This window comes from Agrobacterium sp. 16-2014-1-2a (genome assembly GCF_053522705.1).
Window position 1 is genome coordinate 192990 of sequence record NZ_JBNWBX010000002.1, and the last position, 21278, is coordinate 214267.

At 58.6% G+C, this 21278-nt stretch carries 21 protein-coding genes and 1 pseudogene; 15 read left to right on the forward strand and 7 right to left on the reverse strand.

The window, feature by feature from the left end; translation table 11 throughout:
* Nucleotides 1-172 precede the first annotated feature (172 nt).
* From ACQZ45_RS09780 to ACQZ45_RS09790, 3 genes and pseudogenes are all read left to right on the forward strand, one after another.
* A complete protein-coding gene (locus ACQZ45_RS09780; protein ID WP_003513869.1) occupies nt 173-814 on the forward strand; it encodes a TetR family transcriptional regulator C-terminal domain-containing protein in 642 nt (213 codons plus the stop codon).
* Between the two features lie 254 nt (nt 815-1068).
* A pseudogene (locus ACQZ45_RS09785) lies at nt 1069-1392 on the forward strand (DUF2325 domain-containing protein); the annotation flags it as partial.
* Nucleotides 1373-1660: a hypothetical protein gene (locus ACQZ45_RS09790; protein WP_113292189.1), complete on the forward strand. Its 288-nt coding sequence runs from the start codon at nt 1373-1375 to the stop codon at nt 1658-1660. The pseudogene ACQZ45_RS09785 and the gene ACQZ45_RS09790, both read left to right, overlap by 20 nt.
* Nucleotides 1661-1667: 7 nt before the next feature.
* On the opposite strand, the gene ACQZ45_RS09795 is transcribed toward ACQZ45_RS09790, so the two are convergent.
* The 3 genes from ACQZ45_RS09795 to uppO all read right to left on the reverse strand — a co-directional run bounded on the left by ACQZ45_RS09795 (nt 1668) and on the right by uppO (nt 3982).
* On the reverse strand, nt 1668-2033 hold the full coding sequence (locus ACQZ45_RS09795) for a DUF423 domain-containing protein (RefSeq protein WP_013636697.1): 366 nt from the start codon (nt 2031-2033) through the stop codon (nt 1668-1670).
* The gene (locus ACQZ45_RS09800) at nt 2030-2431 is read right to left on the reverse strand and encodes a group II truncated hemoglobin (protein WP_097100778.1); all 402 of its coding nucleotides are present in this window, start codon (nt 2429-2431) and stop codon (nt 2030-2032) included. The genes ACQZ45_RS09795 and ACQZ45_RS09800 overlap by 4 nt, the downstream gene beginning before the upstream one ends.
* A 135-nt stretch (nt 2432-2566) precedes the next feature.
* Entirely contained in the window at nt 2567-3982 is a 1416-nt protein-coding gene (gene uppO, locus ACQZ45_RS09805; protein ID WP_113292193.1) for a polysaccharide biosynthesis phosphomannomutase UppO, read from the reverse strand.
* Between the two features lie 259 nt (nt 3983-4241).
* On the opposite strand from uppO, the gene uppM reads away from it, so the two are divergent.
* Nucleotides 4242-5861, forward strand: coding sequence for a polysaccharide biosynthesis protein UppM (gene uppM / locus ACQZ45_RS09810; protein ID WP_003513855.1), 1620 nt, complete (start codon nt 4242-4244; stop codon nt 5859-5861).
* Nucleotides 5862-5880: 19 nt separating this feature from the next.
* On the opposite strand, the gene ACQZ45_RS09815 is transcribed toward uppM, so the two are convergent.
* Nucleotides 5881-6090 (reverse strand): hypothetical protein, encoded by a 210-nt coding sequence (locus ACQZ45_RS09815; protein WP_003513853.1) that lies wholly within the window; start codon nt 6088-6090, stop codon nt 5881-5883.
* A gap of 240 nt (nt 6091-6330) precedes the next feature.
* On the opposite strand from ACQZ45_RS09815, the gene uppL reads away from it, so the two are divergent.
* A complete protein-coding gene (gene uppL / locus ACQZ45_RS09820) occupies nt 6331-7146 on the forward strand; it encodes a polysaccharide biosynthesis UDP-hexose transferase UppL (RefSeq protein ID WP_034502051.1) in 816 nt (271 codons plus the stop codon).
* 531 nt (nt 7147-7677) lie between these two features.
* Here uppL and uppJ read toward each other — a convergent pair.
* A complete protein-coding gene (uppJ, locus tag ACQZ45_RS09825) occupies nt 7678-8622 on the reverse strand; it encodes a polysaccharide biosynthesis UDP-hexose transferase UppJ (protein ID WP_113292187.1) in 945 nt (314 codons plus the stop codon).
* Nucleotides 8623-8630: 8 nt separating this feature from the next.
* A complete protein-coding gene (gene uppH, locus ACQZ45_RS09830) occupies nt 8631-9542 on the reverse strand; it encodes a polysaccharide biosynthesis endo-1,4-beta-xylanase UppH (RefSeq protein WP_013636689.1) in 912 nt (303 codons plus the stop codon).
* Between the two features lie 280 nt (nt 9543-9822).
* Between uppH and uppI the strand changes: the two genes are divergently transcribed.
* Together uppI and uppG are read left to right on the forward strand one after the other, a co-directional pair.
* Entirely contained in the window at nt 9823-10893 is a 1071-nt protein-coding gene (gene uppI / locus ACQZ45_RS09835; protein ID WP_003513843.1) for a polysaccharide biosynthesis UDP-hexose transferase UppI, read from the forward strand.
* Between the two features lie 2 nt (nt 10894-10895).
* Entirely contained in the window at nt 10896-11975 is a 1080-nt protein-coding gene (uppG, locus tag ACQZ45_RS09840) for a polysaccharide biosynthesis glycosyltransferase UppG (RefSeq protein ID WP_080797867.1), read from the forward strand.
* A gap of 37 nt (nt 11976-12012) precedes the next feature.
* On the opposite strand, the gene ACQZ45_RS09845 is transcribed toward uppG, so the two are convergent.
* Entirely contained in the window at nt 12013-13083 is a 1071-nt protein-coding gene (locus ACQZ45_RS09845; RefSeq protein ID WP_448742250.1) for a GNAT family N-acetyltransferase, read from the reverse strand.
* A gap of 499 nt (nt 13084-13582) precedes the next feature.
* On the opposite strand from ACQZ45_RS09845, the gene uppW reads away from it, so the two are divergent.
* From uppW to ACQZ45_RS09885, 8 genes are all read left to right on the forward strand, one after another.
* Nucleotides 13583-14998, forward strand: coding sequence for a Wzy-type polysaccharide biosynthesis protein UppW (gene uppW / locus ACQZ45_RS09850; protein WP_113292464.1), 1416 nt, complete (start codon nt 13583-13585; stop codon nt 14996-14998).
* Nucleotides 14999-15159: 161 nt separating this feature from the next.
* On the forward strand, nt 15160-15936 hold the full coding sequence (locus ACQZ45_RS09855; RefSeq protein WP_448742239.1) for an ABC transporter ATP-binding protein: 777 nt from the start codon (nt 15160-15162) through the stop codon (nt 15934-15936).
* 44 nt (nt 15937-15980) lie between these two features.
* The gene (locus ACQZ45_RS09860; RefSeq protein WP_003513835.1) at nt 15981-16751 is read left to right on the forward strand and encodes a transporter substrate-binding domain-containing protein; all 771 of its coding nucleotides are present in this window, start codon (nt 15981-15983) and stop codon (nt 16749-16751) included.
* A gap of 22 nt (nt 16752-16773) precedes the next feature.
* Nucleotides 16774-17496, forward strand: coding sequence for an ABC transporter permease subunit (locus ACQZ45_RS09865; protein ID WP_113292461.1), 723 nt, complete (start codon nt 16774-16776; stop codon nt 17494-17496).
* A gap of 12 nt (nt 17497-17508) precedes the next feature.
* A complete protein-coding gene (locus tag ACQZ45_RS09870; RefSeq protein ID WP_113292462.1) occupies nt 17509-18198 on the forward strand; it encodes an ABC transporter permease in 690 nt (229 codons plus the stop codon).
* A 20-nt stretch (nt 18199-18218) separates the two neighbouring features.
* Nucleotides 18219-19133, forward strand: a complete 915-nt coding sequence (locus ACQZ45_RS09875) for a homocysteine S-methyltransferase family protein (protein WP_065662173.1) — start codon at nt 18219-18221, stop codon at nt 19131-19133.
* A gap of 137 nt (nt 19134-19270) precedes the next feature.
* Nucleotides 19271-19843: an NADPH-dependent FMN reductase gene (locus ACQZ45_RS09880; RefSeq protein ID WP_003513816.1), complete on the forward strand. Its 573-nt coding sequence runs from the start codon at nt 19271-19273 to the stop codon at nt 19841-19843.
* A gap of 2 nt (nt 19844-19845) precedes the next feature.
* Entirely contained in the window at nt 19846-21048 is a 1203-nt protein-coding gene (locus ACQZ45_RS09885) for an MFS transporter (protein ID WP_003513815.1), read from the forward strand.
* The last annotated feature ends 230 nt before the right edge of the window (nt 21049-21278 follow it).

Consider the following 21278-nt stretch of genomic DNA (forward strand, 5'->3'; position numbering starts at 1 on the left):
GATGGCGATGGTGGATAAATTGACCGGCTGGTAAACATTGCAAATTCGCCATAACGTCAGCAAGGGATTTTCGTGACGAATCGCACTAATTTTGCCTAAACTGTACGCGTCGATTATTTTTTAAGCATACTGTAGCGGCAATTGCATCAAAAAGAAACACAGAGAGCAGAGTATGGCCATACCGCGCGCAGCGAAAACACAGAAGCGGACCCGCATTCAGGAAGAAAAGCAGGAAGCGATTCTTGAGGCCGCGCTGAGTGTGTTTTCCACCAACGGCTTTCGCGGTTCCACCATCGACCAGATTGCCGAGGCGGCCGGCATGTCGAAGCCGAACGTGCTTTATTATTTCCGCACCAAGGAGGCGATGCATCGCGCATTGATAGAGCGGGTGCTGGATACCTGGCTGGATCCGCTCAGGGCTTTTGATGCCGAGGGCAATCCTGAAAGCGAAATCCGCTCCTATATTCGCCGCAAGCTGGAAATGTCGCGCGATTTTCCGCGCGAGAGCCGCCTGTTTGCCAATGAAATCCTCCAGGGCGCGCCCCATATCGAGGATGAGCTGAAGGGTCCGCTGAAGCAACTGGTGGATGAAAAGGCGGAGGTAATCCGCGTCTGGATCAAGGCCGGACGGATGGCGAAATGCGATCCCTATCACCTGATTTTCTCTATCTGGTCGACCACGCAGCACTATGCGGATTTCGACGTGCAGGTGCGGGCCGTGCTGGGCGACAAGAACGGTGGCGAAGGCCGGTTTGAGGATGCAGCCCGGCACCTGGAGCAGCTTTTCATGGGCGGATTGAAGATCAACAACTGATCTGGTGAGGTTATCGCGAATATGTGATCGATTCTTTATGTCAAAACATGAGGAAAATTATCACCTTTATACTTTACTCCAAAACTCATCTTTATTATGGTGCCGGCATCCCGAACGTCGGGGCATGAAAAAATCAACCGGCAGGTGAGGGAATGGCACGCAAGGAAAAGAAGAAAGCCGAACGCGGCGGCAAGCAGGGCAAGGGCGCGCCTCAACCTGAAAAGGGTGTGGCCGAACAGCAGCTTTCCGGTCCGAAGAGCTTTCTTTATGTTGGCGGCCGTGACTGTCAGGTTGCCCATCTTCGCCAGATCGCCAGCAATTTCGGCGCCGAGCTTATCCATCACGATGGCGGATTGCGTGAGGCGGTCTCGCGTATCGACACTGTTCTTCCCTCCGTCGACTGCGTTTTCTGCCCGATCGACTGTATCAGCCACGATGCGTGTCTGCGGGTGAAGTCCGGTTGCAAGAAATTCGGCAAGACGTTCATTCCGCTGCGCAATGGCAGCAAATCCAGTCTGGAGCGAGCGCTGCAGACGATGAATGAACGGACCTTAAACGATGAGCGACGAGCGCAATAATTTCAAGGATGCAGAGCAGGCGGTGGCTGAGGCCTGCCGCGTGGAGCTGCACAAGATGGCCGACCAGGGCGCCGATCCGGCCCTGACGGAGATGTATGAAGTCGTCGGCGAACGCGAGCGGCGCAACCGCGCCGCAGCTGACGGCGGCAATGTGCTGGCTTTTCCCTATTTGCGCACCCGCCAGCCGGGCGAAAAGCCGTTCTTCGAGATCGGTGGCGCGGCTCAACGTGGCGGCAACATCCTGTCGTTTCGCTGGAAACGGCGTTGATGCCGATTTAGCCCCTCGGCTTCAAAAATGCACCGGCGCAGAGCACCAGCCATCCCGCGATCATGCCGAGGCCACCCAAGGGAGCCGCGTAGGGAAACAGGCTGTGACCGGAAAAATGTCTGGTGACGAGATCACCAACAAAAACCGCCGTGCCAAAGCCAAGAATCAGCCCTGCCGGAATGGCGGTTCTGATGCGGTCCGCGCCGATATGCAGTGCCACAAGCACTGGCGCATGGGCGAGCGCCATGGCCGAGGCGTTGCCAAGCATATAGGTTTCGCCGGTATGGGTGGCGGCGGCGGCAAGCATGACGCCGGCAGCACCCAAAAGGCTGCCCAGCAGCAAAATCAAGGCGCGCAATCTTTCCGTCGTCATGGGTTATTCGCTTCCTGATTTTGCATGTGAAAGGCCAGCCGCTCCACCGGTCCCCAGATGATGTCCCGGAGCTTTGGGTTGTCGATGGTCTCGTCCATCGCGCGGCGAAAGCAGAGCAGCCATTCGTCCCGCTCGGCGGGTCCGATAGGGGCCACGAAATGACGCCTGCGCAACATCGGGTGGCCGTGTTTTTCGACATAGACCGGCGGTCCGCCAAGATATCCGGTCAGATAATCGTAGAACTTGCTTTCGCTGCCGGAAAGATCGGCTGGATGGATGGCGCGGCAATGCGCCGCCTCTGGCAGGGTGTCCATCAATTCGTAGAAGCGCCGGGTCAGTGCTCTGACTGTGGCATCGCCGCCGATCGCTTCATAAAGGGTAATGGTCTCGCCGCTCACATCCCGCCTCCTTGAACCCTGCGGCCCTTATCGCTTTCCGGAGCGGGAAGAGCAACAGGCAAAGACGGGATGCGACATTTGCGACACTGGGACATTCATGGTGGCCGTCCGCTTCAAGCGTTCGGCGCCATCCACTCATCCAAAGTTGCGGATGAGATCGAGGCCCCTGCTCAGCAGCGTTTCGGCGTCGTCCTGATTGGCGGCCTCGACGTAGCAGCGCATTTCCGGAGCATTGCCGGAAGGGCGGAAATGGATGGTGCTGCCGTCTGTCAGCGCCACGCGCAGGCCGTCAATGTCGCTCAGCGCCTTGACCGTGCCCACGGGGGCGAGGAAGGTCTCGAGATTATCCCGCGAGGCGCGCAGATGCGTCATCAGGGCAGCGCTCTTTTCCTGTGCGAAGTTTTCCAGACGATCGGCAGCCGCGACCGGCAGGTTATAGGCGGAGGCAATCTGCGATAGCGGCTTTTTCTGCTCGGCGGAGAGAAGCAATACGGCGAGGATGGGCAGGAAGCTGTCCCGCGTCGGCAGGGGCGATAGCGGTTTGCCGTTCAATGTGAAGGTGGAGGCTGTCAGAAGGCCGCCATTGGCCTCGAACCCCATGACGCCGTTGTTTCCTTCGGCAAGGGCCTGTGCCATGCCGGCGATCACGAAAGGCGAACCGACCCTGGTGCGGATGACCTTGAACGAACCGCTCGCCTCAATGCCGGAATTGGAGGTGACGGGGGTGACGACCACGCCGGCATCGAGAAAATTCGCCGTAATCAATCCGATCAGGTCGCCGCGCAGCGGCACGCCGTTTTCATCGGCAAGCAGGGGCCGGTCGCCGTCACCATCGGCGGAAACGATGGCATCGAGGCCGTGTTCCGGCGCCCATTTTTTGAGAAGCTCCAGCGTTTCAGGGGAGACCGCCTCGGTATCGACCGGAATGAAGGTCTCGGAACGGCCGAGCGACACAACTTCGGCGCCATAGTGGGCGAGAACGTCGACGAACAGATCGCGCGCCACCGTGCTGTGCTGGTAAACGCCGATCTTCAGGCCCGACAGCGCCTTTTCCGGCAGGAGTGCGGCATTGCGCTCATAAAAGAGCTCGGCTGCAATTGCGGCATGGTCGTCCGCCGTTGCGGCCTCGTCGTTAATCCCTTCAGCCTCGACTTCGGCTGCGAGTGCGGCGATCGCCGTTTCGTCCTGTTTGTCGATTTCGCCGTCCGGGCGGTAGAACTTGATGCCGTTGCGGTCGGCCGGAATATGCGAACCCGTTATCATCAGCGCGCCGGCCTTGAGGGAAAGTCCGTAAAGCGCCAGTGCCGGTGTCGGCACCGTGCCGCAATCGAGCGGCGTGAGGCCGGCTTTTTTCAGCGCGGCGATACAGGTTGCGGAAACATCCGGGCTCGAATCGCGGAAATCGCGGGCCACGAGGATGGGGTCGCCCGCCTTTGCCTGACCCGATGTGAGAAGGTGCCTTGCAAATGCCGTTGCGTAGACGGCCGAGGCCTTTCCTTTCAGATCGACAGACAGGCCGCGAAGGCCGCTCGTTCCAAATTTCAGGCTCATGCCAAACTCCGTTTCGATAAAATCTTTGAGGTTCAAATGGATAATACAAAAATATAACGCCAGAAAGAACCGTATCGATCCATTCAAGTCAATCATCTCTTTCATGCACGCGGCGAATAGGTGATGATGGCGGGGGATGATGCGGGTAACCTAAAATTCACCCGTTATATCTAGACTTGCCGGTTAATAGTGGTTCTGGCGACGATGAAAACCATCTGTTGCAGGCCTTTTTTGTGGTTCGTTCAAGTTGGATTGGCTGATGTACAGGCTTCAAAAGGCGGGACATAAGCAGGCACGTCCGCTGGATGAAAAAGCGGCGCCCGCCGCCAGACCCCACGGTTCCCTGCTGGACGATCTGGTGGATGAGGATGAGGTTTTCGAGCGCACGGTGCTGAAAGAGCATCTTGAGCCGAAGCCGGCGGCTGCCGTTGCCGAACCCGCTCCGGCTGAAAAGCCCACAAGGCCGACATCGCCAAGCAACAGTTTCGCGGCCACGCTGCCGGGCCTGAAATATATCGACCGGATCGGTGTCGACGAGGTGCTCGGCTGGCTGCGTGCCGGGATCGTCTGGATTGTGCTTGCGATCATTCTCTGCGTCGCCGCTGCACTCGCCTATGCCTACATGACGCCGCCGCGTTACACCGCCTATACGGATATCGTCGTCAATCCCTCCAACCTGAATGTCGTCAATGACGGGGTGTTTTCGCCCAACCAGCAGCGCGACACGCAGATTCTCGAAGTGGAGAGCAAGCTGCGCACCGTCACGTCGCGCAACGTGCTGGCGCGGGTGGTGGACGAGTTGAAACTGGATGAGGACCCGGAATTCATATCCCCACCGCCTCTTGCGCGGCTGAAAGCATTTTTTTCACCCAAGCCGGAAGATGGTGACAACAAGGTCGGCGCGCTTCGTTCGCTGGGCGAACGGGTTGCGGCGGAACGGGATCCGCGGTCCTTCGTGGTGACGCTTGCGGTCTGGACCAATGATCCGGACAAATCCGTGACAGTCTCGAAGGCGATGGTGAAGGCTTTCGAAAGCGAGTTGTTCCAGACGACCTCCGACAGCAGCCTGCGTATTGTCGATGATCTCAAGAAGCGGCTTGAGGAAATGCGCCAGAACGTGACGGTTGCCGAAAAGCGCGTCGCCGATTTCCGCCGCGAAAACGGCCTGCAGGAGAATAACGGCCAGCTGGTCAGCAATCTGGCATCCGGCGAGCTGAATGCGCAGGTTCTTGCCGCGCAGCAGCGCGTCATTCAGGAGGAGTCGCGCCTCAAGCAGATGCAGGCGGCGATTGCCCAGAACCGCACCCAGAGCGACGCGATCTTCGACAGCCAGACCATGAACACCATTCGTGCGCAATACAGCACCTTGCAGCAGCAGATTGGGGCGATGACGCTGACCTATGGCGCCCGCCATCCGCGTCTGGCGACGGCGGGGGCGGAACGCGATATGCTGGAACGCGGCATTGCGGATGAGGCGCAGCGGATTTTGCTGGCGGCGAAGACCAATGTGGCCGAGGCCCGCTCCTCGCTTGATGCCCTGCGGCTGAAGGCGGTTGCGGAACGCGCCAATGTCTTCACCGACAATGAGGCGCAGGTGCGGCTGCGCGATCTGGAGCGAGACGCCAACTCAGCTGCCGCGATCTACGAGACCTATCTCAATCGCTCACGTCAGATCGCCGAGCAGCAGACAATCGATTCCACCAATGTGCGGGTGATTTCGCAGCCGGTAGCGCCCAATTCCAGAAGCTGGCCGCCCGGCAAGCTGATCTTCCTGATCGCCGGTGGCGTGGGCGGTCTGTTCCTTGGTCTCGGAATTGCCATCGCACTTGGGCTTTTGGGTTTTCTGCGCCGGACAGATCACGCGGAACGCTACGCCTGAGGGCTGCGACCGCGCGCGCTTATTCCTCGGACATCAGGCCGTCATAGACTTCGAGCAGGGCGGCGGCGATGGCGGCACCCAGCGCATTACCCGCATCGCGAATGCCTGTCTCGTCGCCGTCACGGACCGAAACGGCAAGATCGGACGCCTCGTTGGCGACGATTTCCTTTGCCCGTTCGATGGCCCAAAGGCCGAAATCGCCGCGGTTGTCGATCGATATGGTTTCCATGGCCGGGACCTTTTCTATGGTGTGGTTTCGTCGTCCCTTAACCCATCAACCGCAAAACCGGAATAGGGTGAGGAGAGGTTGGGGTGGTCACTCAACCCCCGGGCGTATAATTGTTTGATTCAAGCGTCAGATTTATAAGAATATTAATGATAGTTATTCGTAGTGTTTGAAGCCTTATACCTTAATCCTATGCGTGAATATAACAGTGAAACGATGCCTATCTTGGACACCGGACAGAATATGACAGGGAGAGATGTCCCGCATGCGGAAGGGCCTGGCACACACTGGCCGGTTGTTCCGCTTGCGGCTTTGCCCATCACCGATGCGACCATCGAAGAGACGGCGCAGGATTTTATCCTGCGGGCGGAACGTGAACGCGCGGCCGGCGCAAAGCCGTTCTATTCGACATCGGCGAACGGTCAGGTCATCGCACTCTGTCACCAAGACAAGGAATTCGAAGCCCTGCTGCGGCAGGCGGACCAGATTCATGCCGACGGCATGTCGCTGGTGATCTTTTCCCGCCAGTTCTGCGTAAGAGCGCTGCGGGAACGTGTGGCGACGACGGATCTCGTTCATGCGGTGGCCCGGAGGGCTGAGGCGACCGGCACGCGGTTCTATTTTCTCGGCGGTTCCGAAGAGGTGAACCGCGCGGCAGTCGAGGAAATGCAAAAGCTCTATCCACGGCTTGTTTTTGCCGGTCGGCGCAATGGTTATTTCAGACCCGGCGACGAGGAGGCGATCCTTGCCGATATCGTCGCATCGCAGACCGATATTCTCTGGGTGGGCTTCGGCATACCGCTGGAGCAACGTTTCGTCGCGCGCAATCTCGACAGGCTTTCCGACATTGCGGTGATCAAGACCTGCGGCGGTCTGTTCGATTTTCTCGCGGGCAAGAACAGCAGGGCGCCACAATGGATGCAGGATATGGGGCTCGAATGGCTCTACAGGGCCATGCTTGAGCCGAGGCGTCTCGGCAAGCGCTACCTGCTGACCAATCCCATCGCCATATATTCGCTGCTGAAGCATCGCTACGGGTTCGGGGCCGGCAAGGTCTGAAATCTGCGCATTCTCATAGATTCTTTACGGAATTGCCCCTGACCGTCCGGCCGGTTCAGGATCGATATCATGTGAGCGGCATCTGCCGGCGCATGCAATCATCATATGGAGTCGCGCTATATGAGGTCGCTCTAACGTATCGGGGTGGAAGCGTCTTTCCGCGGAAAATCGTTGCAAGTGGGCGTAACGGCGGTACACTGAGCGGATATTACATATTTATTCGAATCAGAAATATATTGAGGACAGCGATGGTAATTACGTCCATTTCTCTTTTCGTATATGGGATTGGCACCGTTACTTCTCTTGCCATGACCTATATAGAAGGCGCCCGCCGCGACAAGGATTGGGACTTTTACCGGGTGACCGGTATCATCCTTTGTTTCTTCTGGCCGGTTCTTGTGCCGCTTCTCATTCTTGCAGCCGTTTTTTCGTCATTCGCTTCCCAGAAACGGCATGTGAATGGGATCTCTTTGCGCAGGGAAAAAACCCTGAGCTGAAAAGCTGATATTAACTGCCGGAACGAGCCCGTGTTTAGGCCTTTTTCGCCGGCGCCTTATAGGGCGTGAGCGTAATACCGAGGCTCGCCATGACGCGGCCGATGGACATCAGCGGTGGATGCGTGGCGGGCAGCAGCGCACCGGTTTTCAGGAATGCGGAAACGGCGCGGACCAGTGACAGGCACAGGCTGACAACGTTTTTGGCGGCAAGTAGCAGCCCGCCCTTCAGGCCGGGGCGTCGGGCGCGGTCGATGCTGTAATTGATGATCCCTGTTCGGAGCGAGCGCTCCATGATCCAGCGCGGCGCCATGCGGTTTTCCGGCACATATTCGATGATGAGGGCTTGAGCGTTCCAGGCGAATTTGAAACCCGCCTTTCGGCAACGGGTGAAGAAATCCATGTCGCCGCCGCCGAGGAAGTTGAACCGTACATCGAATTCCGGCTTTTCCAGCGTTTCGAAAACCCGCCTTGAGATCAGGCAATTGCCGGACCCATGGATTTGATCGACTACGCCGGTCGGCGCCTCGATGGAGCCGAACAGCGGGTGTGCCAGAACCGCCTTGGGTGCGGGCGCATCGAATTCGCGATCGACCGGCCCGCCGACGATATCGACGCCGAAGGATTTTGCGGCAGAGACCATTTCAGCGAGCCAGACGGGCGAGGCCGCTTCGTCGTCATCGATCATCAGAAACCAGTGCGCGGATGGATAGCTCTGCCGCGCCGTGCGGAATGCCGTGTTGATGGCGTAACAATTGCCCTGCGTCGGCTCGACCAGCGTCTGGCCCATCATTCCGCTCTCGGCAAAAAAAGCGCGCGCGACGGCCAGCCCCGCCTGGCCCACCCCGTCATTATCGACGACGACGATGGCGAAGGGGAAATCGACCTTCTGGGCTGCCAGCGAGTTCAGCGTCTTCTGCAAACCTGCAGGCCTGCGGAAACTCGGAATGCACACCACCGCTTCCGGCATGATTTCGGACATGGACACTCCTAAATTCCGGCAAGGGCTGCGGCGGAAAACACGACGGCGCGTAGGCTCTGGCGCGGGCGATTGACAAATGTATCGGCAAGCGCCGAAAAGGCCTCGCGATAGCGCCGGGCGCGAAAGGCCTGCGCCACGGTATAGGCATTCATGTGATTTTCGGATTTGCGGCGAAGCCGGCGCAATTCCTGCGGCGCAATGGCGGCGACGATGGCGGGATCGGAAAACACTGCTTCGATCGCCGGTTCGCAATCCCGGAAGGTCAGAAGGCGGTTCATCATCACGCTTGTCCTGTGCACCCGGTAATCCAGCACGTGGCGGCCGGGCAGATAGGCGAAACGGCCGGAGGCAGCCAGCCGGCACCAGCCATACCAGTCTTCCGCATAACGCAATGTCTCGTCGAAACCGCCAAAATCCTGAAAGATGCGGGTTTTAACCAGCATGATGCCGCCATTGACGATGAAGTTTCCGCCCAAAAGCGGCTGGAGGATGAAACCATCAGGTTTTTCCCGCCGTCTGATGAGGTTGCGCCGCCCGATCTTGGCGCCATTCTCGTCAATGCGCTCATAATCGCCGTAGACAGCAACGACATCCGGTCCGGAGATGCCGGCGCATAGGGCGGCGATCGCGCCCGGCTTCACGCGGTCGTCGGCATCGAGAAACATCGTCCATTCACCGCGCGCCTGCGACAGGCCGAAATTGCGCACGGCGGAAACGCCCTGCCGTCCCTGCGGCCGGGCCAGCAGTTTTACGCGGGGATCGGCGAAACTTTGCACCTTTTGCGCCGTTGTGTCGGTGGAGCCGTCATCGACGACGAGCACTTCGCAAACGGTTTTCCCCTGAGACAACACGCTTTCGATCGCTTCCACGATGTAACGCTCGCCGTTGCGAACGGGAATGACAATCGAGACGGAAACCAATATTTTTACTCCATCAGGGGCGGGTCAACAATTCTCACACTGAAGTTACTACCGGATTAAGCCGGCTTGCGCCAATTGTGACGTGGTATAGCGTCAGTTAACCTTGCAAATCTTTAATATCCTTTTGGCATGATCAAGATGTTATGTTTTGAGAATTAGAGCGCCGTGCGGCCATTGGGACGCATCAGCGACGTTCTGACAGTTGTGATATGCGCATCGTCCCTGTCGAAAATCGCTTTCGATTTTCAGGCCGATGCGCCGGGGTTGTGGAGGCGGGCGAATGCGGATCGGGCGGCGGAATTTTCTGGGTGGTGCTGCAAGCGCGGGCCTGTTGCATGCCATGGCCGGGCAAGGCGTTGCCGCGACCAGGAAAACGTCGACAAAGATTGCCCCTTACGGTGCGGCCATCTATCTGCCGGACCTAACCGCCGATAGCCGCATCGGCGAAGCGGTGGTCAAATACTGCTCGCGCATCACACCCGTTACTGAAATGAAATGGGAGGTCATGCGGCCTTCGGCAGACGTTTTCGATTTTGCCGCTGCCGATGCGCTTGCGAACTTCGCGCGCCAGAACAAACTCACCATGCATGGTCATCCGCTTATCTGGTACGCTTCCAACGCGCCCTGGCTTGCCAGCATCGGCAGCGGCGCCAAGGTCGAGAAGTTGATGGAAACCCACATCGTCAAGGTGATGGAGCGGTACAAGGACGTGATACACAGCTGGGATGTGGTCAATGAACCTATCCCCGACGTGCCCGGCAATGTGCGCTCGCGCCGCGACGCCTGGTATTATGGCGCAGGCCCGGACGCCATCAAAAAGGCCTTTGACATCGCCCATTCCGTCGATCCGAAGGCCCAGCTCGTCCTCAACGAATATGATGTGGAATTTGCGGTCGAGAAATCGCCGGCCAAGCGCGCGGCCTTCCGCAATCTCATTCTCGAGTTGCTAGAGAAAGGCGCTCCGATCAACGCTATCGGCCTGCAGGGGCATCTGCGCGGTGGCTGGCCCATTGCGAAAGACGAGCTTGCAGCCTTTACCAAGGAAATGCGCAGTTATGGTCTTGCCGTTCTGGTGACGGAACTGGATGCGATGGACCAGACGCTTCCCGCCCCGGAAGCCGAGCGCGACATGCTGATAAACGGTCAGGTCCGCGATTTTCTCGAAGCGGCGTGCGAAGGCGGCCCGCTTTCCTCAATCACCACATGGGGCATTTCGGACCAATATACCTGGATCCGCTGGGCCTATCCCCGCCGGGATGGCACCGCGAACCGGCCGCTGCCGCTCGACTGGAGCTTCAACGAAAAACCCATGATGGCCGTCATCAATGAATTCCGGAACCGTGGTGCGTAATTATGACTGCTGAAATGCCGTTTCCTCCCGTACAAAAGGCGCTGCAAATCAATCTGCATCCCTTCGACGCACCGCATGCGGCCCTGACAGTTCCGCATCAGCTGCGGGTCTGGGGCGGGCAGGTGGACCGTATTCTCCTGACGGTGGATACCGGCCAGGTTGGAGCCGGCCGCTACAAGGGCGACGGTTTCGAGGCCGCCAGCAAACGCCTGTTTGACATGCTGGAGGAAATGCAGGCCAACTATCCGCATCTGTATGTGGATATTGCCGACTATAGCGATGCGGCGCGCAGTGCGGTGGCGGAGACGTTCTTTTCGCGCTCGCAGGTTCCTTATCCCGCCAAGGCTTTCGACGGCGGGCCTTTCCATGTTTATTTCCACGGGTTGAAACGTGCCAACGCCCGTTATGTGCTGCATATGGACAGCGACATGATGTTTGGCGGCGGCAGCCAGAGCTGGTTCAACGAAGCCATTGCGCTGCAGAAGGCCAACCCGGACGCGCTCTGCATCACGCCGTTTTCCGGGCCGCCCACCGTGCGCGGCGATCTCGATATCTCCCGCCATGTCGGCATGCCGGGGGTGAAGAACATTCCCGAACCGCGCAAGCTGCCGAGCCGCGTTCCCACATGGCGGTTCGCCACCGTTTCCACCCGCCTGTTCATGATCGACATGGACCGTTTCGCCAAGCGTATCGGCTCGCTCGAACTGCTGAGACCCGACGTCAAACGGCGCATCCGCTCCTATGCCTATAATCAGCAACCGGTCTCGATGCCTGCCGAAGAGGTGCTGAGCGACAATATGATGCGCATCGGCGTATACCGGCTTGATTTTCTCGGCACGGGCAAGGGCATGTATTCGCTGCATCCGCCCTATCGCTCGCCCGAGTTTTACGCGGCGCTGGGCTCCATCGTCGAGCGCATCGAAAAGGGTGACGTTCCCGAAGGCCAGCTCGGAGATTTCGATATCAACGGATCGATGGTGGACTGGTCGAGCGCCCTTGCGGCCAAGACGCGCTCCAAACGTTACGCGAAGGCGCTGCGTCACCTGATTTCAGCGAATGTCCAGCGCTTCACTGGGGCATAGAAGGCTCGGCACTTTCTTCACAACCGGCGCAAGTGCCTTAGAAATCTGTGATGAGCTTGCTCCAGCTTTCCGAGCTTAGCCCGCCAATATAGATATCGCCGGCAAGCGCCCGATCCCGGAGGGCTTCATCCCGGGTGGCCATGCAGAAATAACCGCGATGATGGAAGGTCACGTGGTTCTGACGGTAGAGCGCGTTCATGAGAAACGGCTGCGACATGCCGGTGACATGGGCATAGTTTTCATCATCGAAATGGCGGAATAGCGCACCGAGCACGTCGTTTTCGCGACCGGCATCGCAGACGAGGTTCAGCACATAGGCGGTCCGTCCCGCCTGTCCGAAAAACAGGGCAGCGCCGATGACGCGGCCTTCGGCATTTTCGATCGCCAGGCTGCTCAATTCACCAAGGGTGCCGTTGGTTTTACTCATTTCGATCAGCCAGTGGAATTCCTCGTGGGACCATTCCGGGCGGACGGAAAAACGCTCGATCATTGTCAGCGCGTTGCGTCGGAACGTCTCGAAATCCACCGGTCTGACCGTGGTGCCGGCAACTTCATTGGGCCTTATGCCCTTTTTCCACGATCGCAGGATACGGTCCACAAATCCAAGCGCCATAAGTCCGGGCCTGGATTTGACTACCTGCGAACGGCGCGGCATGCGCAGGGCAATCGCGCTGAAAGGCTTGAGCGCCTTGTGCCATTGCAGGCTTTCCATCGGCAACATGCTGCCGCCGATTGCAAGCCAATGATCGGCGCTGACGGGGGAGGCCGTGTCCGAAAACAGCATATCGTGTTTCGTCGCGCGCATGCCGCGGGACAGGCGCGCGGCGCCGAGTGCGCCGAGTTTTCCTTTCGACGCGAAAGCACATAACAACCTTGCGGTAATGGGTTTTCCGTTCGCGACAAACCGCATGGGGACGGCAAGGATAACGCTGGTAACCCCGCCCTCTCCAGCATCGTAGACAACGCTACCGTATTCGGGATCAAACACAGGACTGCTGAAAAACAATGTTTCGACGTAAGCGCCGAAGTCGAAGTTTCTATCAAGCCCGGTCTTTTTGAACGCGCTGTTGAGCACAACCTCGACAGCCGGAAGATCGTCCCTGCGCATGGGTCGAACGCCGGGCGCAGCTGGCTGAACCGGGCGTTGTGTCGCCCCTTCGTTGTTGCTATCGTCCATATTGGTGTGTATCGGAACGTCCACCGTCGGTTTCCAGCTATTTACGCGTTTATGAAATCAACAAGCCAAGATATATCCAGAGTTGTTAATATACGTTAAACAGAATTTCGGATCATCACCCCAGTATATCCTTAACGTAGCGAAATATCTCTGTCGTCAAATAGATATAAGCAACCTTTACGAGGGCGTATGTCTAGCCAATAATAGGGAAATCAGCAACTTAAATTTGACAGATGAAGTTTGATATGGTCAAGATTCTACCCTTATCCATATGTTGACTTCGAAAATCAGGTTCCGTTTCAATTTCCCGGGCTTCATTCCTCGATAATGGAATTACTATTCCTCCGTGTATTATGGATAACTAAAAAATAGGGTTTTGACGGGATATTCATTTTACCGAGACGAAGCATCGGGTACGATGTGAGAAAGTATGGAAAAAGGTAGAGAAAATTACCTGATGGATGCAGCGCATGATGAGCAGGCGAGTGTCGCCTGGCGGAATGCACTGTTTTATGTGACGTTCTTTTATTTCACGGTCGGCTTCTCGCCTTATATCTCGCTTTCCTCGACCTATCTGGGGTCCGCCATGGCGGCCGGGTCCAACCTCCTCAACCAGCTCACCGCGATCATCCTGCTCATCAGTTTCGTGGCGTTCATGGCAAAGGAGCGGTCGTCTTCCATTGTCTTTACGCCGCGTTTGCTGATGCTCGCGATCTTCGGCTGGTATATCTTCACCTCAGTGGTGGGCGGCGCGCCGGTGTTTTCGCTGCGGCGGCTTGCCATGTGCGCCATCATCTGCGTGCTTGCCAGCTGCTTCCTGCAATTGCCGCGCACCGAGCGGCATTTCACCACGCTGCTTGCCACATGCGTGCTGATCATCCTGTTCCTCTGTTATTTCGGCGTTGCTGTCCTGCCGTCGCGGTCGATCCATCAGGCAAGCGATGCGCTGGAGCCGCTCCTCGCAGGCAACTGGCGTGGGGTCTTCCGTCACAAGAACGAGGCAGCCTCGATCATGGCGGTGCTAATGATCGTCGGGATTTATCTGTGCAAGCGCTGGTCCCTTATCGGCGGCCTGGCGGTGCTGTTGCTGTCGTTGATATTTCTCGTCAAGTCGGGTGGCAAGACCGCGCTCGGCCTGATGCCGATCATCATCGCCACGGGCTGGTTCATCGTGGGCTGGCCCAGATGGCGTTACGCTGTTGTGACCGTGCTTCTGGGAACCTTCGCCGTGGTGATCGTCGGCACGACCGTTGATCCGGTCTTTTCACAGATGCTGACGAAACTGGGGATCGACGCCAGTTTCACCGGCAGAACCGATATCTGGACCGTCTCGATAGATTATATCCGCCAAAGCCCGATCGTCGGATACGGCTACCAGGCCTTCTGGCGCAGCGACACCCTGATGACGAGCTTCACCGAGAACAATACCTGGGCAACGACGGCGCCGGATTCCCACAATGGCTATTTCGACCTTGTGCTTGGCGGCGGCGTGCCAGGTCTTATTCTGGTGCTGACGTGGATTTGTCTGATGCCGCTTCGCGATCTAGGCAAGATGGATGAGGCCACGCGCAAAAGCCCGCTGACGAAGTTGTACGTCGGCGTCTGGCTTTATGTCCTGCTCTACGGCTTTCTGGAAACGATGTTCTTCCTCAGTACCGGTTTCGTCTGGTTTTTCCTCGTCGTTGCCGTGATGGGCCTGCGTTTGCAGGCGAATGCCAGCCTTGTCGAGGATGAGGCGCAGGCGGAACCGCAATTGGCCCTGACTGGCAGTAACGCGGCCAGCGTGGCGAGCCGCATCAGGGGCAAATCGCGCAGATCGTTGCTTGCGGATGATATTTTGAAATGATTTTTCGTTTCAAATGTGTAAAAGAGCCTGATATTGCGCGCGTTTGCAGCGGGTTTCGCTAAACATGCGTGGCTTAAGTCTTTGTTGTTATGCATGTCCTGTCGCAAAACCGCTCCGTATTTTGCTCGACACGCAATGAACCGGATCGGCAAGGTCAATAAATGGCAGATACAGGCGCCTGTGCGCTCGAAGCGGATGACATCCACAAGAGCTTCGGCACACACGAAGTTTTGAAGGGCGTTTCGCTGAAGGCCCACAAAGGCGATGTCATATCGATCATCGGCTCGTCCGGTTCCGGCAAGAGTACCTTCCTGCGCTGCATCAACTTTCTCGAAACGCCGGATCGCGGCCGGGTCATCGTCAATGGCGAGGAGATCGCCATGAAGATTGGCAGGGACGGCAAGGCTGTGCCGAAAAGCTGGCGGCAAGTGGAAAAGCTGCGTACAGGGCTTGGCATGGTGTTCCAGAATTTCAATCTCTGGGCCCACTGCACCGTTCTGGAAAATGTCATCGAAGCGCCTGTTCACGTTCTCGGCGTCAAGCGGCAGGAGGCGGTGGAAAAGGCCGAAGCCCTGCTGAACAAGGTTGGCCTTTACGACAAGAAAAATGCCTATCCGGCGTTCCTCTCCGGCGGGCAGCAGCAGCGCGCCGCGATTGCGCGCGCGCTCTGCGTGGAGCCGGCGGTGATGCTGTTCGACGAACCCACCTCGGCGCTCGATCCGGAACTTGTGGGCGAGGTGCTGAAGGTCATCCGCGATCTGGCCGAGGAAGGCCGCACAATGTTGCTCGTTACTCACGAGATGCGCTTTGCGCGCGATGTTTCCACTGAGGTGATGTTTCTGCATCAGGGCCGTGTGGAGGAAGCGGGGCCACCGGCGCAGGTGTTCGGCAATCCCGTAAGCGCCCGTTGCAGGGAATTTACCGGCGCGCTGGCGTGATGGCCGTTTCGCTTCGCCGTTTGTTTTAACAGGAGAGACTTTAAATGAAATTCTTCGCCACGCTGCTTGCCGGAACGGCATTTGCGGTTTCCGCCTTCACCGCCAGCGCCGATGTCCGGTTCGGCATCATGAACGAATCCTACCCACCCTTCTTCGCCAAGGATGCCAGCGGCAAGTGGCAGGGCTGGGAAATCGATCTCATGGACGCCGTCTGCGCGGAAATGAAGGAAAAATGCTCGATCGTCGAGCTTTCCTGGGATGGCCTCATCCCGGCTCTGCAGACGAAGAAGTTCGATGTTATCTGGTCGTCCATGTCCAACACGGAAGAACGCGAGAAGGTCATCGATTTCACCAACAAATATTACAACACGCCGAGCAAGCTGATCGGCGCCAAGGATGGCAAGCCGGGTGCGGCGCCGGAAGACGTCAAGGGCAAGACCATCGGTATTCAGGTCGCGACCATCCAGTCCGAATATTACAAGAAATATTTCGCTGCTGTCGCAGACGAAAAGACCTATCAGACGCTGGACGAGGCGTTTCAGGATCTCGCAGCCGGCCGTATCGACTATGTGTTCGGCGACTCGCTCGTTCTCGATGCCTTCGTGAAGAGCGATGCCGGCAAGGACTGCTGCGCCGACATGGGCAACGTTGCGGATGATAAGGAAATCCTCGGCCTTGGCGTTTCCGGCGGCCTGCGCAAGGACGACACCGAACTCAAGAACAAGCTGAACGCTGCTCTCGCCGCCGTTCGCGCCAGCGGGAAGTATGACGAGATCACCAAGAAATACTTCAGCTTCGATATCTACGGTAAGTAATTTCTCCTGACCGGTCACATAAATGGCAAGCCTTGAAACCACGCTGCAACTGCTGTCACCCTATCCTCCGGGATGGGGCGGCACCCTTTTGAAGGGTGCGGCGTCGACGCTTGCCATTTCCGCCGGTGCCTATCTGATCGGCATCGTCATCGGGCTTGCCGGTGCACTCGGCAAGCTCTCCGGCAACAGGCCGCTTGGCCTTCTGCTCAATCTCTACACGACGGCAATCCGCGCCGTTCCCGAACTGATCCTCATAGTCGGGCTTTATTACGCCGGCACTGATGGCCTGAACCGGCTGCTACAACTGGCAGGCCTGCCGCCTTTGGAAGTGAACGGTTTCGTTGCCGCTGTTGCGGTTCTGGGTTTCGTGCAGGGTGCCTATATGACTGAGGTGCTGCGCGGTGCGATCCTTGCCATTCCGAACGGGCAGATCGAGGCGGCGCGCGCCTTCGGCATGTCGCCGGCCTTGCGTTTCCGCCGTGTGGTCTTGCCTGCACTGTTGCCGAACGCCCTGCCGGGCCTTGCCAATCTCTGGCTTGCGGTAACGAAGGATAGCGCGCTGGTGGCGGTTGTCGGTTATCAGGAGCTGGCGCTTGCGACACGGCTGGCGGGGGCCAGCACCAAGCAATATTTCCTGTTCTTTTTTGCCGCAGCCCTGCTTTACCTTGCCATCACGCTGGTTTCCAACCTCGTCTTTTCGCTGCTGGAGCGCCGTGTGCGGCGCGGCCAGCCGGCGTTGGCATAAAGGGGAAGCTGCATGGATTTTTCATGGATCGCCAAATATTGGCCGCTGCTTCTGTCCGGTGCCTGGCAAACACTGGCGCTGCTCGTCATCTCCGTCAGCATTGGTTTTCTTCTCGCTATAGGGCTTTCCTTCGCGCAGGTCAGCGGCGGGCGGGTGACAAAAATTCTGGCGCGCGCCTATTGCACCTTCTTTCGCGGCACACCGCTTCTGATCCAGCTCTGGCTGCTCTATTATGGCGTCGGCTCGTTTCTGCCGATGATCCCCGGCTTACGTCAGAGTTTCATGTGGCCGGTGCTGCGCGAGGGCTTCTTTTTCGCCGCCGTCAGCTTCACACTGAATTACGCGGCCTATGAGGCCGAGGTTCTGCGCGGCGCGTTGCTGGCTGTGCCAAAGGGTGAGCTGGAGGCGGGCCGGGCTTTCGGCATGGGCCGTTTCACCCTTATTCGCCGCATCTGGCTGCCGCGCGCCATCCGCATCGCGCTGCCGACAATTGCGGGCGAGGTGGTGATGCAGCTCAAAGCCACGCCGCTTGCCTTTACCGTGACGGTGATGGACCTCTACGCCGTCGCCTACAAGGTGCGGCAGGACACGCTGCTCGTTTATGAGCCGCTGATCGTCGTCACCGTCTTCTATCTCATTCTCACCGCCATCATCGCCCGCTGTTTCGGTCTCATCGAACAGCAGGTGCCGGTCCGGCGGTAAACCGTTCAAGGAGCATGAACATGGGCACTATCCGTATTCTCGACGGCGGCATGAGCCGCGAATTGCAGCGGCTCGGCGCCGAGCTGAAACAACCGGAATGGTCGGCGCTGGCGCTCATCAATTCACCTGATATCGTGCGGCAGGTGCATCAGGAATTCATCGAGGCCGGTGCCGATGTCGTCACCACCAATTCCTATGCGCTGGTGCCGTTCCATATCGGCGAGGAGCGTTTCCAGAAGGATGGCGCATCGCTGATCGCCCTTTCCGGCAGGCTGGCACGAGAGGCTGCGGATGCCTCCGGCCGCGACGTGCTGGTGGCCGGTTCGCTGCCGCCGATCTTCGGCTCCTATGAGCCGCAGAATTTTGATGCAACGCGGGTACAGGACTATCTGAAGGTGCTGGTCGATAATCTCGCGCCCTTCGTCGATGTCTGGCTGGGTGAGACGCTGAGCCTGATCGCCGAAGGCGAAGCGGTGCGGGAAGCCGTGGCCGCAACCGGCAAACCGTTCTGGATTTCCTTCACGTTGAACGACGATGCGGCTGCGACAGGCGGCGGCGAGCCTGCGCTGCGCTCTGGTGAAACGGTAAAGGCGGCGGCCGAATGGGCCGCGCAATCTGGCGCTGCTGCCCTGCTGTTCAATTGCAGCAAGCCGGAAATCATGAAAGCCGCCGTGGAAACGGCATCCGCCGTCTTTGCGGAAAAGGGCGTTTCGCTTGAGATCGGCGTTTATGCCAATGCCTTCGAAGGTGAACAGGGCGATTCCGCCGCCAATGAAGGTCTGCACGGCACGCGCACCGACCTGACCGACGATGTCTATTCGCGGTTCGCCTGCTCCTGGGCGGATGCCGGCGCAACCATGATCGGCGGCTGCTGCGGCATTGGCGCTGCCCATATCCACACGGTTGCAACGGCATTGCGGCGCGCGGCCGCCTGACGCTACCGCGAGCGCTCCCAGCGACATTGAGTTGAAAGCGGCAGGCTCAACGCCTGCCGCTTTTTTTCGTTGCGGCCATTGACCTCAACTATAGTTGAGGAATTATCAGGGAGTGGAACATTACTGAAGGACGTTCCATGAGCGATAATACACTCTCCATCCGGATCATTTTTGGCAGTGCCCGCAATCCGCGGTTCTGCGATGTCATCGGCAAATGGCTGCAGGAGCAACTCGGCGCATTGCCGGGGATCGAGTTTGCGGTGCTCGACCCGCGCGAACTTGATTTGCCGCAGGGCCACACGCCCGACCGCGCCTCCGTGCGGCAACTTCGTGAAAGCCTTGATGCCGCCGATGCCTTCATCGTCGTCACACCGGAATATAATCGCAGCTACCCCGGCGCGCTGAAGGTCCTGATCGATTCCGCCTATGACGAATGGGGCGCCAAGCCGGTGGCCTTCGTTTCCTATGGCGGGATTTCCGGCGGCCTGCGCGCTGTCGAGCAGCTTCGCCCCGTGTTTGCGGAACTGCATGCAACGACGATCCGCGATGTCGTCAGCTTTGCAAATCCCTGGGACCGTGTCGATGCCGCCGGGCAGTTCGACCCCGGAGCGCCAGCGGCAAGCGCGCTGGAAACGATGATGGGCAAGCTGGGCTGGTGGGCGCATGCGTTGAATAAGGCGCGTTCCGCAACACCCTACAAAGGGGCTTGAGAATGACTGACAATTCCCCGTCGCTGAAACTCACTCTTCTGTTCGTCGCCACACTCACCATCATGGCCGGAACCACGGTTGCGCCCTCGCTGCCCGCCATCGAACAGAGCTTCCTGTCGACGCCGAATGTCGAGATCATGAGCCGCATGGTGCTGACGTTACCATCGGTTTTCGTGGCTCTTTGCGCGCCGGTCGCCGGCGTGCTGGCGGATCGGTTCGGCCGCAAGCGGCTGCTGCTCGGCGCGATCCTGCTTTACAGCCTTTCCGGCATGTCCGGGCTTTTTGCCGATAGTCTTGCGGGCCTGCTCGTTGGCCGGGCCTTTCTGGGGTTTGCGATCGGCGGCATCATGACGATCGGCACGGCGCTGGTGGGCGATTATTTCGAAGGCCCGGCGCGGGAGCGTTATCTCGGCCTGCAACAGGCCTTCACCCAGCTTGGCGGTGTCGTTTTCGTGGTGGCGGGCGGCTTGCTGGCGGATGTTCACTGGCGCGCGCCCTTCGCGGTCTATGCCGTGGCGCTGCTCATTCTGCCGGCGGCACTGTTGTTTTTGCGGGAGCCGGCAAGAAACAATAGCCACGTTAAAAACGGCGGCGAACAGGCTTTTGCGGTCAACTGGTTTCTGGTGGCCGTGCTGGCACTGGCGGCATTTCTCGTCAACGCCCTGTTTTACACCATCCCCTCGCAATTGCCGTTTTTCCTGCGGGAGCTTGGGCTGTTTTCCGGCAGCGTTGCCGGATACGCCATCGGCATCTTCAATCTGGCGGGCGCGCTGATGGCGCTCAACTTCGGTCGGTTGGGGGCGCGGATTGGCGTGACCGTTATTCTGGCGGTCGGGCTGGTGTTGATGGCAACGGGTTTTGCGCTGCTTGCCGCGGCAGACGGGTTGGTTTCCATGCTTTCGGCGCTTGCGGTGGTGGGCCTTGGCCTCGGTGCTGTGATGCCGGCTATCATGTCCACGACGATCATGCTTGCGCCGCTGCGGTTGCGCGGGCGTATTGCCGGCGTCGTTACGGCATCGATGTTTCTCGGGCATTTCATATCGCCGCTGGCAAGCCAGCCTTGGATCGCCCGGTTCGGTTTTGCCGTGACCTATCGCGATATTTCCACGGCGTTCACCGTCATGGCCGGTCTTGCCGTCATGGCTTCCATAATTCAGCGATGGGCGGCGGTGCGAAAGCCACGGTCTTTTGCCCGGGGTGGATGACACGCTCTCTTTGACGTTGTCACTGATCGATGGGGACGGGGGCAACAGCCCTCGTCAATGTTTTGCCGACTGACATTTCCTGTAGCCGGCATGAATATTGTAAGAAAACCAACGAAGCGCGGCTGTGAGACGATCAGCCGTTTTCCGTTCTTTTCCCTCGAAATGTGGCCCGGCGTTTCCGCGTGCTGGCGGACGTGTCATGCCGCCCGCAGAATGGTGACCTCTGTGCA

Bases quoted from the DNA above. Each gene is read 5' to 3' on its own strand.
- ACQZ45_RS09780 (WP_003513869.1), top strand. From the start codon at position 173: ATGGCCATACCGCGCGCAGCGAAAACACAGAAGCGGACCCGCATTCAG.
- ACQZ45_RS09790 (WP_113292189.1), top strand. From the start codon at position 1,373: ATGAGCGACGAGCGCAATAATTTCAAGGATGCAGAGCAGGCGGTGGCT.
- ACQZ45_RS09795 (WP_013636697.1), bottom strand. From the start codon at position 2,033: ATGACGACGGAAAGATTGCGCGCCTTGATTTTGCTGCTGGGCAGCCTT.
- uppO (WP_113292193.1), bottom strand. From the start codon at position 3,982: ATGAGCCTGAAATTTGGAACGAGCGGCCTTCGCGGCCTGTCTGTCGAT.
- uppM (WP_003513855.1), top strand. From the start codon at position 4,242: ATGTACAGGCTTCAAAAGGCGGGACATAAGCAGGCACGTCCGCTGGAT.
- ACQZ45_RS09815 (WP_003513853.1), bottom strand. From the start codon at position 6,090: ATGGAAACCATATCGATCGACAACCGCGGCGATTTCGGCCTTTGGGCC.
- uppL (WP_034502051.1), top strand. From the start codon at position 6,331: ATGACAGGGAGAGATGTCCCGCATGCGGAAGGGCCTGGCACACACTGG.
- uppJ (WP_113292187.1), bottom strand. From the start codon at position 8,622: ATGTCCGAAATCATGCCGGAAGCGGTGGTGTGCATTCCGAGTTTCCGC.
- uppI (WP_003513843.1), top strand. From the start codon at position 9,823: ATGCGGATCGGGCGGCGGAATTTTCTGGGTGGTGCTGCAAGCGCGGGC.
- uppG (WP_080797867.1), top strand. From the start codon at position 10,896: ATGACTGCTGAAATGCCGTTTCCTCCCGTACAAAAGGCGCTGCAAATC.
- ACQZ45_RS09845 (WP_448742250.1), bottom strand. From the start codon at position 13,083: ATGCGCAGGGACGATCTTCCGGCTGTCGAGGTTGTGCTCAACAGCGCG.
- uppW (WP_113292464.1), top strand. From the start codon at position 13,583: ATGGAAAAAGGTAGAGAAAATTACCTGATGGATGCAGCGCATGATGAG.
- ACQZ45_RS09855 (WP_448742239.1), top strand. From the start codon at position 15,160: ATGGCAGATACAGGCGCCTGTGCGCTCGAAGCGGATGACATCCACAAG.
- ACQZ45_RS09860 (WP_003513835.1), top strand. From the start codon at position 15,981: ATGAAATTCTTCGCCACGCTGCTTGCCGGAACGGCATTTGCGGTTTCC.
- ACQZ45_RS09865 (WP_113292461.1), top strand. From the start codon at position 16,774: ATGGCAAGCCTTGAAACCACGCTGCAACTGCTGTCACCCTATCCTCCG.
- ACQZ45_RS09870 (WP_113292462.1), top strand. From the start codon at position 17,509: ATGGATTTTTCATGGATCGCCAAATATTGGCCGCTGCTTCTGTCCGGT.
- ACQZ45_RS09875 (WP_065662173.1), top strand. From the start codon at position 18,219: ATGGGCACTATCCGTATTCTCGACGGCGGCATGAGCCGCGAATTGCAG.
- ACQZ45_RS09880 (WP_003513816.1), top strand. From the start codon at position 19,271: ATGAGCGATAATACACTCTCCATCCGGATCATTTTTGGCAGTGCCCGC.
- ACQZ45_RS09885 (WP_003513815.1), top strand. From the start codon at position 19,846: ATGACTGACAATTCCCCGTCGCTGAAACTCACTCTTCTGTTCGTCGCC.